The 17,636-nt window shown below is 27.4% G+C and carries 17 protein-coding genes; 9 read left to right on the top strand and 8 right to left on the bottom strand.

Translation table 4 applies throughout. From position 1 onward, the window contains the following. Positions 1–67: 67 nt before the first annotated feature. The 3 genes from fba to argS are packed head-to-tail and all read right to left on the bottom strand — an operon-like array spanning position 68 to position 2,872. Complete coding sequence (gene fba, locus VBM90_RS01665; RefSeq protein WP_323176644.1) at positions 68–934, bottom strand: class II fructose-1,6-bisphosphate aldolase; 867 nt, start codon at positions 932–934, stop codon at positions 68–70. A 13-nt stretch (positions 935–947) separates the two neighbouring features. Next, positions 948–1,199 (bottom strand): DNA-directed RNA polymerase subunit delta, encoded by a 252-nt coding sequence (gene rpoE / locus VBM90_RS01660; RefSeq protein ID WP_257089423.1) that lies wholly within the window; start codon positions 1,197–1,199, stop codon positions 948–950. A 17-nt stretch (positions 1,200–1,216) separates the two neighbouring features. Continuing rightward, positions 1,217–2,872, bottom strand: coding sequence for an arginine--tRNA ligase (argS, locus tag VBM90_RS01655; protein ID WP_323176643.1), 1,656 nt, complete (start codon positions 2,870–2,872; stop codon positions 1,217–1,219). Positions 2,873–3,036: 164 nt separating this feature from the next. On the opposite strand from argS, the gene VBM90_RS01650 reads away from it, so the two are divergent. The 7 genes from VBM90_RS01650 to nusG all read left to right on the top strand — a co-directional run bounded on the left by VBM90_RS01650 (position 3,037) and on the right by nusG (position 9,813). Further along, on the top strand, positions 3,037–4,269 hold the full coding sequence (locus VBM90_RS01650; RefSeq protein WP_323176642.1) for a class I tRNA ligase family protein: 1,233 nt from the start codon (positions 3,037–3,039) through the stop codon (positions 4,267–4,269). Between the two features lie 7 nt (positions 4,270–4,276). Then, positions 4,277–5,041, top strand: a complete 765-nt coding sequence (rlmB, locus tag VBM90_RS01645) for a 23S rRNA (guanosine(2251)-2'-O)-methyltransferase RlmB (RefSeq protein ID WP_323176641.1) — start codon at positions 4,277–4,279, stop codon at positions 5,039–5,041. Positions 5,042–5,052: 11 nt separating this feature from the next. Then, positions 5,053–5,652 (top strand): hypothetical protein, encoded by a 600-nt coding sequence (locus tag VBM90_RS01640; protein WP_323176640.1) that lies wholly within the window; start codon positions 5,053–5,055, stop codon positions 5,650–5,652. A 1,036-nt stretch (positions 5,653–6,688) separates the two neighbouring features. Then, complete coding sequence (locus VBM90_RS01635; RefSeq protein ID WP_323176639.1) at positions 6,689–8,689, top strand: SGNH/GDSL hydrolase family protein; 2,001 nt, start codon at positions 6,689–6,691, stop codon at positions 8,687–8,689. A gap of 100 nt (positions 8,690–8,789) precedes the next feature. Next, the gene (gene rpmG / locus VBM90_RS01630) at positions 8,790–8,939 is read left to right on the top strand and encodes a 50S ribosomal protein L33 (RefSeq protein ID WP_323176638.1); all 150 of its coding nucleotides are present in this window, start codon (positions 8,790–8,792) and stop codon (positions 8,937–8,939) included. A gap of 2 nt (positions 8,940–8,941) precedes the next feature. Further along, positions 8,942–9,199 (top strand): preprotein translocase subunit SecE, encoded by a 258-nt coding sequence (gene secE / locus VBM90_RS01625; protein WP_323176637.1) that lies wholly within the window; start codon positions 8,942–8,944, stop codon positions 9,197–9,199. 11 nt (positions 9,200–9,210) lie between these two features. Further along, positions 9,211–9,813 (top strand): transcription termination/antitermination protein NusG, encoded by a 603-nt coding sequence (nusG, locus tag VBM90_RS01620; protein WP_323176636.1) that lies wholly within the window; start codon positions 9,211–9,213, stop codon positions 9,811–9,813. A gap of 164 nt (positions 9,814–9,977) precedes the next feature. Here nusG and VBM90_RS01615 read toward each other — a convergent pair whose 3' ends face one another. Further along, on the bottom strand, positions 9,978–13,085 hold the full coding sequence (locus tag VBM90_RS01615; RefSeq protein WP_323176635.1) for a type I restriction endonuclease subunit R: 3,108 nt from the start codon (positions 13,083–13,085) through the stop codon (positions 9,978–9,980). A gap of 90 nt (positions 13,086–13,175) precedes the next feature. Here VBM90_RS01615 and VBM90_RS01610 point away from each other — a divergent pair, with 90 nt between their 5' ends. Continuing rightward, positions 13,176–13,790 carry a restriction endonuclease subunit S gene (locus VBM90_RS01610; RefSeq protein WP_323176634.1) on the top strand — a complete coding sequence of 205 codons (615 nt, stop codon included), beginning with the start codon at positions 13,176–13,178 and terminating at the stop codon, positions 13,788–13,790. 96 nt (positions 13,791–13,886) lie between these two features. Continuing rightward, complete coding sequence (locus VBM90_RS01605; RefSeq protein WP_323176633.1) at positions 13,887–14,423, top strand: hypothetical protein; 537 nt, start codon at positions 13,887–13,889, stop codon at positions 14,421–14,423. Here VBM90_RS01605 and VBM90_RS01600 read toward each other — a convergent pair. The 4 genes from VBM90_RS01600 to VBM90_RS01585 all read right to left on the bottom strand — a co-directional run bounded on the left by VBM90_RS01600 (position 14,413) and on the right by VBM90_RS01585 (position 17,634). Continuing rightward, entirely contained in the window at positions 14,413–15,213 is an 801-nt protein-coding gene (locus VBM90_RS01600) for a tyrosine-type recombinase/integrase (RefSeq protein ID WP_323176632.1), read from the bottom strand. The genes VBM90_RS01605 and VBM90_RS01600 overlap by 11 nt on opposite strands. Before the next feature lie 36 nt (positions 15,214–15,249). Then, positions 15,250–15,732, bottom strand: a complete 483-nt coding sequence (locus VBM90_RS01595; protein ID WP_323176631.1) for a hypothetical protein — start codon at positions 15,730–15,732, stop codon at positions 15,250–15,252. Positions 15,733–15,909: 177 nt separating this feature from the next. Next, positions 15,910–16,530 carry a restriction endonuclease subunit S gene (locus VBM90_RS01590; RefSeq protein ID WP_323176630.1) on the bottom strand — a complete coding sequence of 207 codons (621 nt, stop codon included), beginning with the start codon at positions 16,528–16,530 and terminating at the stop codon, positions 15,910–15,912. A gap of 30 nt (positions 16,531–16,560) precedes the next feature. Then, complete coding sequence (locus VBM90_RS01585) at positions 16,561–17,634, bottom strand: restriction endonuclease subunit S (protein WP_323176629.1); 1,074 nt, start codon at positions 17,632–17,634, stop codon at positions 16,561–16,563. Between the last annotated feature and the right edge of the window lie 2 nt (positions 17,635–17,636).

Raw genomic sequence — 17,636 nt, 5'->3', positions numbered from 1 at the left:
TTTGTATATAAATATAATTTTATTCCTATTTAGAAATAATGTGTATAAAAAAAGCATCAAGATGATGCTAAGCTTTATCATTTGATCCGAACTCTAATATTTTTTGTTTAATTACCTTACGCATAGCTTCATAACCAGGTTTGTAAAGTTTTCTAGGATCATAATTTTTATCTTCAAGATCTTTGTTGTTAATAATAAATTCTCTAATCGCAGCGTGGTTTGCTAATTGTAAATCAGTGTTGATGTTAATTTTTGTAACACCTAAACTGATTGCCTTTTGGATTTGGTCAAGTGGAATTTCGCTACCACCGTGAAGAACAATTCCTAAACCAGTTTCACTTGATAATTTTTCAAGAACTTCAAAATTAAGACCTTGTCAGTTTTTTGGATATTTACCGTGGATGTTTCCGATCCCAGCTGCTAGAACTGTGATTTTTTCAGCAGCTAATTGTTTAGCTTCTTCAATATCTGCAATTTCACCGTTTCCAATAACGCCATCTTCTTCACCACCGATTGAACCAACCTCAGCTTCAACAGTCATATTTTTACTTTGAGCTAAGTAAACAAGTTTTTGAGTTAATTCTTTATTTTCATAAAATGGGAGGTGTGAACCATCGAACATAATTGAAGTAAAACCATCTGACTCAATAGCTTTAACACAAGCATCAAATGATCCGTGATCTAAATGAAGAGCTACAGGAATTGAAATTTTTAAGTCCTTAATAAGACCTGAAACTAAACCTGTTACAGTTTCATATCCACCTATATATTTCAGTGCTCCTTCTGAAACTCCTAAAATAACAGGCGAATTCATTTCTTGACATGTTGTAAGAATTGCTTTTGTTCATTCTAAGTTATTAATATTAAAATGAGGAACTGCGTACTTACCTTTTTTAGCTCTCTTGAGCATATCTTTTGCATTAACTAATGACATAAAAACCCACTTATTAGATATTTCTTAATTCTCAGTTTCCGTTTGCAAGTCTGTTGAATCTTTTATCAACTGTTAATAAACGGTATAACTCACCAATTTTTCTTTCTCTAACTTTTTCATATGGTGTGTTCATTGTAACGAATCTGTCTTCTCAGTCATATCTTAACTCGTCTTCAACAGTGTCAAAGATTTCCATAAATGCAAATTCGTCTGTTGGACGTGATGATACTAATTCGTATGCGATTTCTAACATTGTTTTGTACATAATAAATTCTCCTTTAATTACATTGATAAAGGTGCAGAAACACCAATTAAGTTAAGTCCAAGAGCTAAAATCGCTTGAACTGATTTGATAAGGTGAGCATATGTTGCTTCATCTTCGTGACCTAATAATTTAGTTTCAGCATAAAAACTGTTAAATGATTTAGCTAAATTAATTAAGTATTGTGTTAATAAGTTGACTTTTGAAGTTGACACAATTGTTTTAATTAATTCAGGGAATGAGTCTAATTCAATAATAAGTTTTTTAGCTTTATTTGTAAAGTTAATTTGATTATTAATTTCTTTTTGTTTTAATCTATTTAATAATGATACAGCTCTTGAGTGAGCATATTGAACTATAAATACAGGGTTATTAACATCAGTTGAGTTAGCTGCATCAATATCGAAATCAAATTTATTATTGATTTCCCTAGTGAGCATCATAAATCTAACTGCATCAGCTGAAGAGTAATCTAAAAGATCTTGCAAAGTAACTGCTGTACCAGCTCTTTTAGACATTTTAAATTCTTCTCCATCTTTTATTAATCTTACTAATTGAATAGTTAATATATCTAAATTGTCTGGATTGTAACCTAAGCATTGCATCGAAATTTTCATTCTTTGAATGTATCCTGAATGGTCTGCTCCTCAGATATTAATAAGTTTAGGTGACTTTAAGAACTTAAGTTCGTGATAAGCAATATCAGGTAAGAAATAAGTGTAATTTCCATCAGCTTTGATAAGTACACGGTCTTTATCATCGCCAAATTCTTTGGTTTTTAAGAATAATGCGCCATCTTCTGTGTATGTGTATTTGCTTAATTTTTTAAGAACTGGTTCAATTAAACCATCTTCTTTAATTGCTTTTTCAGAAGCAAATGTATCAAATGAAACATTTAATCTACCAAGATCTTCTCTGATTTTATCAAGCATAATATCTTTAGCTACAGTTGATAATTCACTTAATTTAACTTCATCAGCATTTAAGAAATAATCACCGTATTTTTCTTTAATTTTTGTAGCACATCAAACTATATCTTGACCTCTGTAGCAATCTTCAGGTAATTGTGCATCAATACCAAATAAGTTTTGATATCTTACATAAACTGAATTTGTAAGTACATTAATTTGATTACCTGCATCATTTACATAATATTCGGCTTCAACATCGTAACCAGCATGTCTTAAAATTCTAATTAAAGAATCTCCATAAGCAGCACCTCTAGCATGACCAACATGTAAAAATCCTGTTGGGTTAGCTGAAACAAATTCAACATTAACATGTTCTTTATTAATAAAGTCAGCTCCATAGTTTGTTGGATTTAAGTTAATGTTTTGTATTGTTGATAAAAATAATTGATTGCTTAAAACAATATTGATAAATCCAGGTACAGCAATGTCTATTTTTTGGTAGATATTTGAATTTGACATTTTAGCAACCAATTTATTTGCTACTTCAATTGGATTTTTAACAGCACAATGATTTTTTAAAATAAATGCAATATTTGTACTAAAGTCATAAACAACTTGATCGATGTTAATATTGTCAGGAACATTAGGTTGAGTGATATTAAAAACTAAATCTTTAACATTAAGATCCTTATTAACAAAATCTTCATTTTGCAACTCTATAACTGCGTCAATGATGTTTTGTTTTAACTGTTCTTTTAGTGTCATAATCCTCCTTATTTATAGATATATTTTATATATCTATTATATTAAAAAATATTTTTTATATAGCTAGGAAGCAACTAGTTTTATGTACCTTACACATAGTTATAAAAGTTAATTTTGCTTATATAAAATGGTAATTAAATATTATTTTTTATTATAATAACAATATGTTAAAAATATATGTATGTGGACCCACAGTTTACAATGATGTTCATATAGGAAATATGAGACCGATTGCAACTATGGACTTAATTTTAAAAGCTGCAAAGCAACTAGGAATTGAATATAAATTTGTTCATAATATTACTGATATTGATGACAAAATTATCAAAAAAGCCAAAGAACAAGGTGTTTCAGAAACTCAAGTATCGGAAAAGTATGGTAATTTATATTTAGATTTACTTAAACAATTCAGTGTTGACACTATAACTGACATTGAATACGTAACCAAAAATATTGATTTAATTGATAACTTCATTCAAAGATTAATCAAATCGAATAATGCATATTTAGACAATGAAGGCAATGTTTGATTTGATGTCATAAAAAACCAAAATGACTATGGTATTGTTTCAAAACAAAAAATTGAAAACATGAAATTTGAAGATAGTGAACTTTCTTCAAATAAAAAAGCACCTGCTGATTTTGCTTTATGAAAAAACACAACTGAAGGTGTTAAATACAATGTTTCTTTTGGTGAAGGTAGACCAGGATGACACACAGAATGTGTTGCCTTAATTGAAAAACATTTTGGAGATTCTGGTTTAGATATTCACGGAGGAGGGATGGACTTAACATTCCCACACCATGAAAATGAAAATATTCAATTCTATGCTTTAAATCAAAAACAGCTTTCAAATAAATGATTAAGAACAGGTCAAATTAATTTAAATGGAATTAAGATGTCTAAGTCATTACAAAACGTAATTTTAGCTTCTGACTTTCTTAAAAATTATTCAGCTGACTATTTTAAAATGATTTTATTATTAAACTCATTTACAGGTTTGATCAATATTGATGAGAATTTAATTAATAATGTTGAAGTGATTTTCAAGAAAATTAGCAAAATTTACTTCTTAAATGCACTATTAAACAAACAAAACAATTCACAAATTAACAATGAATTAGCCAAAGAAGCATTCACATATATTTTTGAGCAGAGATTTTCTGACTTTAACAAACTTACTAATGATCTAATTAAAAATATTAATAAAGACAAAAACACCTTGCACATAGCGACATTAGTATATATTTTTGATAAGTTAGGTTTTGAATTTAATAAATTCGATTACAAAAAATATGTTCCAATTTATCAAAAATGACAAGAGTTTTTAGCTCAAAAAGATTATCAAAATGCTGACAAATTAAGAAACGAATTGATTGAAAATAATTTAATATAAGGTAAATATGAAAAAATTACACGAAAAACAAAAAAAATATGATATGACCACTAAAAAAGTGGGAGAATTAATTGTGTATGGGAAAAATTCTGTTATTGACTGTGTCAATAATAAATTAGATATTTCTGAAATACACATAACTGATGAAGGAAGTTTAAAGTACTTTAAAGGTGATAACACTTTAAGGGGTATAAAAATTGTTATCACTGATAAGAAAACTTTAGATGAAGAAACAAAAGAAAACCATCAAGGTTTTAAAGCAATCTTAAAATCTGTTAATTACAAGGGGCTTGACGATTTAGGAAGATTGCATAAGGATAATTCACCAATTCTTGTGTTGGATAAAATTCAAGATCCACATAACTTTGGTGCAATTATAAGAACAGCAAATGCTGGGGGAATTAAGCATATTATTTTCCCTAAAGATAATGCAGCTGTAATTAATTCAACTGTATTAAAGGTTTCATCAGGTGGATTTGTAAATATGAATTTTTACAGAGTTAATAGTCTTAATGCGGCCTTAACTCAACTCAAAAAAAGAGGTTATTGAGTTTATTCAACTGTATTAGATGAAAAAGCTCTTCCATACACAACGGTGGAATATGACAGACCTACAATTTTAGTTGTAGGTAACGAAGGTGATGGAGTATCGAAAAGTGTGCTTTCAGTCACAGATCAAACAATCTATATTCCACAAAGGGGGAATGTGCAATCTTTAAATGTATCAGTAGCAACAGGTATTATTGTGTTCGATGCATTAACTAAATGATAAGAAAATATCATTTGAACGATAAGTTTCTCTCTGAATTTTTGAAACTCGAAAATGACAAGTATTATTTAGTTTCAAAAATCATTTCTGCTTTCAGTATACAGCACAGTAAGTCAATAGATGTTTTGTCTAGAAAAATTAGTTGAGTCTTTGGTAAGGTATCTATTGAGCTAGCAGAAATTAAAAATGTTATACTTCATGAATTTTTAGGAATTTTTCTAGAAGTTTCTTCAGAAGTTTTTTGTAAGGATTTTAAATCCTATTCTCATTTCGAATCATTCATTTGAAATAAATTAAAGTTAAAGACCCTGAATTTCTTCCACTCAGAAATTAACTCTCAATATATTTTTGATGATGGCATTGCTAACAAAAGGGCAAATTTACAAAAAATTCTAATAGACATGGAAAATAGTGTAGTTGATAACTCACATAGTCCAAAACAACTTGATTATCAAATTAAAACTCAAAAAATACACTCAAGAAATCATTTTTTAAATAGTAGTTATAAAAAGAAACACTCAGTTATGAAAACAACAGATTTAAATGTTGGTTCATCAATTGATATTGACATTATTTGTTCGAACAACCTTATTACTACATTGATATCAAGTTAAATAGAGCTTATGTTAACTTATATGTGCAAATTTTTAATTCTTCTTTCTCATATATATTTATCGTATATTTACATAAGTTTAGGTAATTTTTTTAAGGTATAAAACGCAGTAGATTTTTCAAATTATTTTGTGTTGATTTTTAAAATCTCTTTAATATGTTATGTTTTTTATAAACAAGCTATATTTTGCTTGTTGCTCCATTATTGTTTATATTTTTTTCAGACAAATCGTTTTTACTCTCTGGCGATTTTGTCCCTTCTATATTTTATTTTTTCACTTACAAAATATGCATGTATAGACCTTTTTTTGATTCTATCTATGTTTTTTCCGTATTTTAGGTAAACTCACTTGAATTTTATTTCCAATAATTATTCATTCTTGCATATTAATAACATTGGGTAAGTGTTAGGTTATGAAAACGTATCATCTCAGTTGCTTGGGGGAGTGTGTGGGATGGTCAAAATTAATTAAACTTGAATTTAAGTTTTAAGGGTTAAGGAAAATTCGTAAGTTTAATTAATATGTTTTCTCTTGTTGCTTTTTATTTTATTAGTGTAAATTTTGGGTTATTTCTCAAAATTACGGTTATCTTCTTTTATGTTGTGGGGACTGAACTCTTTTTCACTTTCCAGTTTATGTTCTTCATTACTCAATTTGGTTTTCATTAAATTTTTATAGTGTTTTAAACAAAATATAATATGGTTTTTAGTTTATTTGTTGGATTATTCCTTTCTCAACATTTGAAAAGTATTTCACTTTCTTATATTTATCCATTTATTAACTTTTATTCAATATAAGACTTTATTATTAAATGCGAAATACAAAATTGGTTCTAAATGAACCGAAATTCATTATTTTTTCTTCTCTCATCAGTTAGACATTTTCTGTTAAATGTCAAACACCTTTCTTTAATTTTATTATTTAATTTTTTACAATGTCTATTAGATTTCCACTTAACTTTTTTAAGTTAAGTGGTTTTTATGTCCTCTGTTTGTAAATTTTCTCTTTTTATATTATGTGCTAATATTTTATTAATATGAATAATCGCAATTTTAGAAATAAAAAATTTGTATTTATTGGTGACTCAATAGCGCAAGGTTTTGATTTATCTCAAGGAACTGGAACATATGGAAATTTAAATCAGTTGGGTTATGCTTATTCAGACTATTTCATTGAGTTAATTCAGAAGAATGTTGGTAGAAATTTAGACATTAAATATAGTAATTTAGGCCTATCAGCAAGCAAAATTAGTACTTGAATTAATATCGTTTCTGGTGAAGAGTTTACGGATGAAACAAGAGAGCTAATGCACATAAATAAAGTTCTAGCTCAAAAATTTAATCATACTTGTTTTAATTATGATTTTGATTCATATTTAAAAGAAATTAAGGAAGCAGATTACTTGTTTATAAACTCTAGTGGAATTGAATTTTTATTCAGCATTTCCTATGTAGACTTAGTTGAAGTAATGTCTCAAAAAGATTACTACCTTCAAAATAAACAAATTGATGATTTATTGAAAAATGTTAAACGTACAACACAGCAAATCATTAATGAATATATTGTTTTAGTTAACAAAATTAAAGAAGTTAATACAAATTGCAAAATCTATTTAGTCGATTATCCTATTGCTTCATTACCTGTACTTAACAAGTTGATTCTTAAAAACAAAGATAATCTTTTAAACAAGAGTTATTCTATTTTTAAATCTATATACAAGGTATTTCAGAATATTTTTGCAGAAGTTTCAGCAGCAACAAATGCTAAATATGTTGAAATATTTGACTTTGAACAATGTTTAAGAAATGAACGCAAATGATATCAGTTGTTTTTAGATATTCATTGCAGTAAGAAATGTTATAAATACATTGGAAAGAAACTTTATCTAAATTTTGCTAAAGAGCATCATTTAAATAAATTTACTTGAACTAAATTTAGAAGTATTCCAATATACCCCGATAACAAAATTATTGATCTTGTTCAAACTTGATACAAAGAATTAGGCGTTCTAGAAGGTTCGTTAATTAGAATTTATATAAGCACAATTAGCAATTCATTGATTACTGAGAAACTAACTAAAGGTTTAGATATCACTCTTAATTTCAGTGCAATTCTAAATGAGAATGTTATGTCACTCATTGGTAAGATTTTCCATGACGAAAACGTACTTGAATATATTGAAAATAAATTCAGTTCACTAAAATTCACAGACACATTAATCGACTTTTTAGCTAATAATCAAGAGTTTGTTACATTGATTGATAATGTTGAAAAATTCTTTACTAGAAACAAAAACATTTCCCTTAATAAGTTTTGACAATTCTTTTTAGTTTCAAATGAAAAAACATTGTTTGATATAACAAAAAAATTCTTTGAAAAGTACCCTAATTTTAAAGAAGAGATAATTAATTTAATTCATTTTATCCTTGGAGAGTTAAATAAAAGAAAATTTATTAAGATTCCAATTGATATTAGAAAGATTGATTATGAGTTTAATTTAGATTTTTCATTAGTAAAAAATGATTTAGATGAATTTATGATTATTTTTAAAGAGTACTTTTTATCAAGTTCACATTTTGTTAGCTTCGAAAGTTACTTTAATAGTTTTATTATTCAAAACAAAGAGCTAATCAAACAAATATCATCGAAGTTTCTAAACATTGTTTTAGAACAATTGTTCACTGATAAGGATAAATTAATTCAATTCATTTTAGCCTATTGCAAGATTGATTATAAATATCTCTCAAGAAGAGATTTTGAAGCTCTTGATAGATATGTAGATAAGTTATTGAGCAACTTAAATATGACTAAAATGCAAAATAAAATCATTAATGAAACAATCAACTTTATACTAAAAACACCTAAAATGAAGCTTATTAGTTCTAACAACATTATGCTTATTGGACTTATTATTAAGAATCAATTTAGAAATAGATTATTTTTAAGCTTAGTTAGAGGTAATTTAGCCCCAACAGTTAATTTAGGAGTGCGTTTAACATTTGCAAAAGTGAGATCAATATTTAGATGAAGAAAGTAATGTGTTATATTTTTCACATGTAAATAATTTCAATTAAACCTATTACATAGCATTCATTTACTTAATGTATATTGTAATGTTGTGGTAAAATTAAAACACTATGAAAAGTAACAAGGTATCAATTGCATGCGAATTATGCAGAAAGAAAAATTACGTGACAATTAAAAGTGCTGGAAATGCAGAACGTTTAGTAATTAAAAAATATTGTCCTCATTGCAAACAACACTCAATTCACAAAGAAGAAGTTTAATTATGAGAAAAAATAAGAAAGCAAAAACTGAAAAAGTCGAAACAGTAAAAATGTCTTTAAAAGACAGATTTGAAAGCAGAAATAAAATTTATTTCTTTAGAAAGACTGTTAAAGAAATTAAACGTGTTCGTTGAGCAACTCCAAGACAAAATTGAATAAACCTTGTTAAAATTCTTGTTTTTACAGCTATATTTGCTTTATTTGTTTATGCAGTAACAATTGGATTTACAAAATTATGAGAAGTAATTGGTTCAGTTTAGAAAGGTAAATTATGAATAATTTTAAATGATACATGATCTCTACTGTTAGAGGAAAAGAAGAACAAGTTATCGAAGCTTTAAATAACCGTATTATTGCTGAAAATGTTGCAGAATCATTTAATCAATATGCAACACAAGATGGAGCTTTTAAAATCTTTAAAAAACCTATCTTAACAGCTAAAGAATTAGAAAAAAGACGTTTAGGTCACGAATACAAGGTTAAATACACAAATCTTTACCCTGGATACATTTTTGCAAATATGGATATGACAGATGAAGCTTGATACGTTGTACGTAACACACAAAATGTTACAGGTATCATTGGATCGTCTGGTAAAGGAGCAAAGCCTACGCCGGTTTCTTCTAGAGAAATTAGAAAAATGGAAAAAGCTGCCGAAGAAGCTACACACTTATTTAACTTAGGTAAAAACTTACAAGGACTTAAAATTAATGATTTAGTTGTAGTTTTAGATGGTCCATTTAAAGGTGAAATTGGTCCAATTAGATCATTAAACTTAGACGCAAATATTGCTACAATTCAAATTGAATCATTTGGAAAAAGAACTTCTGTTGAATTAAGCATCGATTCATTAGAACATTCAACAGAATACTAATCATTAGTGAAATTGAACAGTGTTAGCTGTTCTTTTTTATTCAAAATTTATCAGAAGAATAAAAAATGACTTTATTACCCACTAAAACAATCGTTTAATAAGTAATAAAGTCTAATTGTAATATTTCTTATAAGTCGAATTTGATATCCTAAACAATCTGAAGATTAATCTTCACTCATTATATATTCAGCTTGTTTAATTACATCATCTACAGCTTGTTTTTGATATTCTGGAGGATAATTATACTTCTTCAAATATTCTTTTATTTTTGTTCTCATTCTTGCTCTTGTGGATTCTTTATGGGCTCAGTCTGTTGATGCGTATTCTTCAACTACTGACTTTAATTCCCTAGCAATAAGTTTAAGCGTTTCATCGTTTAGTAATTCTTTAGCTGATTTATCTCTAATTAAAGCATCATAGAATGCTTTTTCTCTTCCAAATACACCAAGGTCTCTAGCTGTTTGTTCATCCCTTACCATTTCACTAGCGAATCCAACCAAATCAACAATAGTTTGTTCTGGTGAAAAAATAGCATCTCTATCATTATATTTTTCTAAGATTTTTCTTAATCTTTTACTGTATTCTTGAGATTTAAAATAATTATTTTTTCTAGATTCAGCTATTGCTCTTTCAAGTAACTTCTTGACAATTTGAACAAACACATGAGGAGGATTTTTTACTCTTAATTCTTCTATGTTTTTCTCACTCAACAATTCAATAACTTTACTTGAATCTTCTTTTGTTTGAGTTAATACTTTTACTTCATCACCTTTAATAGCATCTGCTAGAAGATTAGAAACATATTCGTTCATTTCTTTTATAGAGACAGTTGGAGTTTTTGCTCTAAGCTTTAGAATAAAACTTCTAATAGCTAAGTAATAATAAACATCATTTTTCTCTTCTTCAGTTAAAATACCAGCACAAACGACAAAGGCTTGCTTTACAGAAAAGGAAAGATCACTCATAAATGCATCTTCTCTTTTAGCTTCTTGTAACACAAATTCTGTTCCGATTTGTACAGCTTCAAATCTTTCTTGATCATTAGAGCTATAGAATTTGCTTTTATCAATTTTGTAAAATCATTCATTAAGTACACTTAATTTTTCTTTCAAGATGTCATAAATTTCTTTCTTTACATCTTGAACATTTTCTTGTCTATCTCTATCTGTATATTCTGTTAATGCTTCATTCAATGCTTTATTTAGACCTATGTAATCGACAATTAAACCATAATACTTACCTGGATAAACACGATTAACACGAGCAATAGCTTGCATTAAATTATAAGATTTGAGTCTCTTAATAAAATATATTGCATCTAAGTCGGGTACATCAAAACCGGTTAATCACATATCAACTACAATTGCGATTTTATATTTTGATGTATCTTTTTTAAATTCTTCACCTAACTCTTTTCTATATGCAGAATCTTTAAATAGATTACGCATTTCTTCTGTGTCTTTATTAGATTCAGTAACAACTAAAATTACTTGTTCTTTCATTTCAGGTACAATCTCATCAACTATTTTCTTATATAGTTTTAAAGCTGCATGACGAGTTTGACAAACAATCATGGCTTTTCCGTTTAAAGTACCCTTTCTCTCAGAATAATGAGCCATAATATCTCTAGCAAATAAATCAATCATGTCATCATCTTCTAAAATGACTTTGATTTTGCTCATTTCACGCTTTGATTTTTCTATTGCTTGATTATCTGCTTGTTCATTTTTCACTAAATCATTATAGTAATTATCAATTTGACTCAATATTGATTGATCTGTCCAAACTTTTGCAAGTCTAGATTCATAAAAAAGTTTTACTGTTGAACCATCGATAACTGATTGAGTCATATCGTAGACATCGATAATATCACCGAAAATGTCTGTTGTTTGTTTTTCTTTTGTTGATACCGGAGTTCCAGTAAATCCAATAAAAGTAGCATTAGGTAATGCTTCCCTAATATACTTTTCTACTCCATATTTGAAAACTGCTTCTAATTCATCAGTTTCTTTATTTCTTTCGTAATGAACAGTTTCATAAATTCCATAGTGCCCTCTATGAGCTTCATCAGTCATGACAATAATGTTTGAACGTTCATTTTTTGGTAAATGATGCTTATCGAATTTACCAACTGTAGTAAAAATTATTCCACCTTGTTTAATGTGTTTAAGCTTCTTAACTAAATCTTCTCTAGATGTAGCTATTTGAGGTTCGCATTTTAGGTAATTACGCGCACTAAAGAAAGTTTTATAAAGTTGATCATCTAAGTCGATTCTATCTGTTAAAACCACTATAGTTGGAACATTTAATTCTTTGTTAATCAATAATCTATGTGCAAGCATTAGCATTGAAAATGATTTACCACTACCTTGAGTATGTCAAACAATACCAGCTTTACCATTTCCGTTTGACTTAATGCTATTTAAAATTGATTGAACTGATTTTTTTACACCAAAATACTGGTGATACTGCGAGATTATCTTAACTGGTTTGTCATTTTTGTCTTGAATAAAGAAAATATTATGTTTAATAATATCTAGTAATCTGCTTTTTTCAAACACTCCATCTATGAAGGTATTTAGTTTAAATGCATAATTATCATCATAACCTTTTTTACCATCAACACTTTTTCACTCATTGTATCTATCGAATTTAGAAGTCAATGTTCCGATTCTAGTACTTACTCCATCAGAAATTACTAAAAAAGCAGAGTAATTAAATAAAGTTGGAATATCATAACGGTATCCATTAGACTCGCTGCTTCCACCTAATTGATTGTAAGCGTCTTCCAATGTTGCTCCAGTAGCATCTTCAACTAAAGTCTTAAGTTCCATTACAATTAAAGGAAGTCCATTTATGTACACAACTATGTCCGGTATTCTAGTCGATCTTCCTTCGTTGAACTTAATTTGATGAACTACTTGAAATGTGTTATTATCTACATTATCAAAATCAATGAATTTAATAAGAGGGTTAACTTGATATTTATTTGACTCAATTGTCACACCTTCTACTAAGATTTTGTGAACTAAAAAATTCCTTACGAATAAAGAAGGATTATCAACTCTCATAAGCATATTCATTGCTTCGTTAAGTATTTCTAAATCATCAAATTTATTTATTTCAATTAACGAATTTAAAAGAACTTCATTATTAATGAAATCATCAAGTTTTCTTTCACTTAGTCATGAATCGTCAAAATTTAAAAATTCAAAACCATTTTTTTCTAAAAGTTCTATAATGCTATTCTCAATAGTAGCTTCATTAAACATATGATTTTACCTCGAAATTATTATATAAAAAAGCAGTTATTTTTCTCAAAATTAATACAGATAGTTAACACTATAGGAACAGTTGATGATTTGATTGAAAAAACTAATCAAAAAATTATATTGTTTGAAAAATTACTAAAATATATTTATCAAATTTATTTTAATGATAAAAGTAGTGTAAACAAATTAGGTGATGTAATTAAATATTTTGTTGGTGGGACATTTAAAAGTAAGGATTATACAAATCTTCCATCATGAAAATTAATTACAATTAAAAACATAGGAGACTCTGGATTTAATCTTGATAATATCACTTATTTTAGTATGAAGCCAGAATATGAAAAATTTAAATTAGAAATCGGGGATATCTTACTGACCATGACTGGGTACGTAGGTAGAACAGGTATTGTTGATTCTGAAGATTGTTATCTAAATCAAAGAATTATAAAGATTACTTGTGAATCGAAAGCTTTAATATATACCTATTTACTAATGGATAAGGAAAATATTTCTAGTTTAGGTCACGGTAGTGCACAACCAAACTTAAGTATTTCAGATTTTTTAAACATTAAAGTTCCGTTTAGCGAGAATGACGTTAACTATTTTAAAAAATATGATTATATATTTGACGCAATTCTAAAAAATAGAATGAATATTAGAAAATTAACAAATTTGAAGAAACATCTTCTTTCAAAATATTTCTAGATAGTTAACACTATAGGAAGCGTCGATGATCTTATTGAAAATTATGACTTAATCGAGACTAAAATTAAATCTATTGGATTAAGAAAAATAAACTCCTTGAATTTTATTAGAAATCACGTTCCCTTCTCGAAATATGGGATATTTGACAAAGGAATAGAGGTTGGTTCTAGCAACTATATAGAAAAATCCCAAAATAGAGACGGTCTTATTCCGTACTTAAGAGTAGGTGATTTAGATTCATTAAAAAATTGTTACATAAAAAAAGCGCAAAACCTAAAAACATGTCACTCAGATGATACTTTAATAGCATTTGATGGCGCTCCTGGAAGGGTGAATGTTGGTTTAACAGGTGCTTACTCATCAGGAATATATAAAGTAATATCTGAAAATAAAGGTTTTGCTTTCTTTGAACTATTAAGCGATTTAAATCAGTCTATTATCAAAGATAATTCGCAAGGCACAACAATTTTGCATGCTTCTAAGGCAATACCGATGTTATTAGCTTGTGAACCAACTAATGATGAAATTGATTTTTTCAATTATATTTATGAATTATTGGTTAAAGTGAAAATGTTAAAATCTAAATGTTTAGATATTAAATCTATACTTCTTAATAAATATTTTACCAATTAATTATTTTGTCAACTATTTCCTGTTGCTCTTCGCTTGTTTTTCTCAAATAAATTCTAGTGGTTTCTATAGATTCGTGTCCCATTAAATCTGCTAGTAATGCAATATCTTTGCATTTTTCTAAAAAATTTTTTGCAAATCTATGTCTAAAAGAATGTGGGTAAACTACATTTAGATTCATATTATATTTTCTTGCTAGTGATTTTAATTGATGAGCTATACCTCTAGTTGATATTTGATTACCATCTTTATTAAGAAATAGATAACCCTCTGTTCTAGTGATAGAATCATAATATTCTATCGCTTTTTTTCTTAATCTAACGGGTATGAATATTCTTCTTATTTTGCCACTTTTTGTGTAAAGGTCTATATAACCCCTTATTAAATGCTCATATTTGAATTGAATAAGCTCAGAAATCCTAGCACCAGTTGCTCCTAAAAATCTAACAATAAAATACCACTCATAATTTTTGTCTTTGAGCAATTTGTTTTTAAAGAACTCGTAATCTGCATCGCTGATAACATTTTCTAAAAAACTTTTTTGTTGAATTTTTATGTATTTTAGTTTTAATTTTTCTTTCTTTAAAAATTCCAGATATTTGTTGATTCCTTGAATTCTCAAATTAATAGTTTTACCCTTATACTTATCGACTAATATTGATTTAAAAGCTAATAAATTTTGCTTTGTTATTTCACTAAATTCTGCACTAAACTGTTTAACTGCAATAACATAAGCATCAATAGTATTTTTTGTTAAATTTTGATGTTGCAAAAATGAAATAAATTCTTTCAAATTGTAATACCTCCTATTTATGGAAGGTACTAAAATCTAGAAATATTTATTCAATAGTAGATTCTTCAATTCTTTAAGCTTCTTTATTTTTCTTCTATAACAAGTTAAATGAATAACTAAAGGACTAAACTCCTTATTGAAACTATTTATCTCTTCATCAGACAGTTTAGGGACAAGAATTTTTTTAAATGTTTCATTATTAATCCCAGCCATGGTTGTCCCTACAGAGTTAAGGTCTCTTTGAACGAAAAAGTTTGGGGATAAAATAATACCTGTTAGAAATGATAGTGGTAATTTGTTTGTAGCTTCGACTCCTAAATATCCTGTTGAAAAGATATAATTATTAAGTAAATCATCATCTTTTTCTGTCACTATAATTACCTTTTTTGAGTCTTTCATCTTGGCGAATCATATTGAATCAACCACTGGTTGCATGTTTGCTCTAGATGGTATGTCCTCAAAGTTGAATGAATCAAATTGTAAAATATTGTTAATACCTTCTACGGACGATGTGTCCAAATAATTCTTGGTATTATTATATTTTTTTATACCAGATTTAATAATTTGAGGCGAGTAATATTCAAAAGGAATGAGACTTTTATCAGATAACGACATACTAATTATGTTTAATATTTTTGATATCTGATTTTAATAATTTTCGATAAGTTCATCGACGCTTCCTATAGTGTTAACTATTTAGAAATATTTTAAAAGTAATTTTTCTTTAATAGACTTTAATTTTAAAATTTTTTCTTTATAGCCTATTTCTAAATTTAAAAGAATAACTACAATCTTGTTATATGTTTTGATTTCATTTTCATTTAATAGAGGAATTGTTAACCCTAAAAACGTATCATCGTTTAAGGACGGTCTTGTTGATGCCTGAGAAGAGTTGTATAAAATATTTTTTACTTCATCTTGCATAAGGAAATCTCTAACATATTCTTTAATTAATTCATTATTCGGAATTACTTTTAATAATGCCACATTATATGCACCCTCTAAACCGAACCTTACAGCACCGGCATCACCATATTTATCTATCATAATGTCATACTTATTACATAAATGATTTCGTTTTGAAATAGGTATATATGTTTTATGATTTTCCGAATCATAATCTCTATTTTGAATAAATCTAACATAACCTTCTTTTTCTTCATAGATATGCTCTGATTTTGGAGGCTGAGCTCCATTTTCAAAAGTCACTATTTCTTTGAACGGTACTGTACTGATTGAATTTAAAGAAAAATGCTTATAAAGTAATTTTCTTAATCTCTTGATTGAATTTAAAATTTCTAAAGTCTTTTCAATCAAATCATCAACTGTTCCTATAGTGTTAACTATCTAGAAATATTTGCTGAATAAAATATCTTTAATTTTAATTAATAAAGAGATTTGATTTCTATAATTTAAAATTAAGTTGTAAATTTGACCTATCTTCTCATTAATTTCTTCAGAATGATTGTTTAAATTTATTGATATTTTTTCAAGCATTGGTTTAGTAATAAATTTAATTACTGATCCTTGAGAATTATTTTTCAAAACATTTATATTATTTTCACATTCTTTTAGAAACAAGTAAAAATATTTTTGAGGTTCTAATACATAAGTCCTTTGATATGCATTAAATTTGCCCTTGTAATGTTTAACTGAGATTTCACCATTACCAGCAATTATTATAGCCTCACAATCAAAAGCATAATCATTAATTAGTAACTCATTAGTACCACATGTAAAAAACGGAAAAGAACCGGCCTTATCAGCTTCATTAGCATTAAGTTTTCCTGTTTTTATTAAGCATACATCTGCTAATGATAGATTTTGTGTACATGGATATTCAGAATTTTGAGAATAAAGATTTGTCGAGATTATTTTTAAAAAATTTATTTTCTCCTCAATTTTTTCAATTAAATCATCGACGCTTCCTATAGTGTTAACTATGTGTTGTTGTGAATCTAATGATAAACAAGGAATTAAAATATTTTTTAAATCATTAAGAAATAAACATGGTTGAGCAGCTCCTTTTATCATTTGGTTAATTTGATTCTTACCTGATTGTGAAATTAGGTAGTAATGAAGATATTTTGCTAATATAAGTGAAGGATTCGGTTTAATTATGGCGACACTTCTTTGAAACTCATAATTTGGAAAAGATTCTTGTATTACACTCGATTCACCTATGGTTCCAACAGTTGTCAAAACCACATCACCTATTTCCATTTTAGTTCTATTCCTAAGGAGAAATAGAGTGTCTTTGTCTATTCGTCTATCATCCTTAGTTATATTTATTCTTCCATTTTTCACATTTTTGCAACTTAGTAAATAACAATTACCATTTGCATTATCTAAAACGGTAGAATGTGTTCCATCTGTAATATTTTTACAAATATCGTTTAATTTTTTCTTTATCTTTATCATTA

This window comes from Mycoplasma sp. 2704, from assembly GCF_034863285.1.
GTDB lineage: Bacteria > Bacillota_I > Bacilli_A > Mycoplasmatales > Metamycoplasmataceae > Mycoplasmopsis.
Note: the sequence above shows the minus strand (reverse complement) of the source record. Positions and strands in the feature narration are given on the sequence as shown.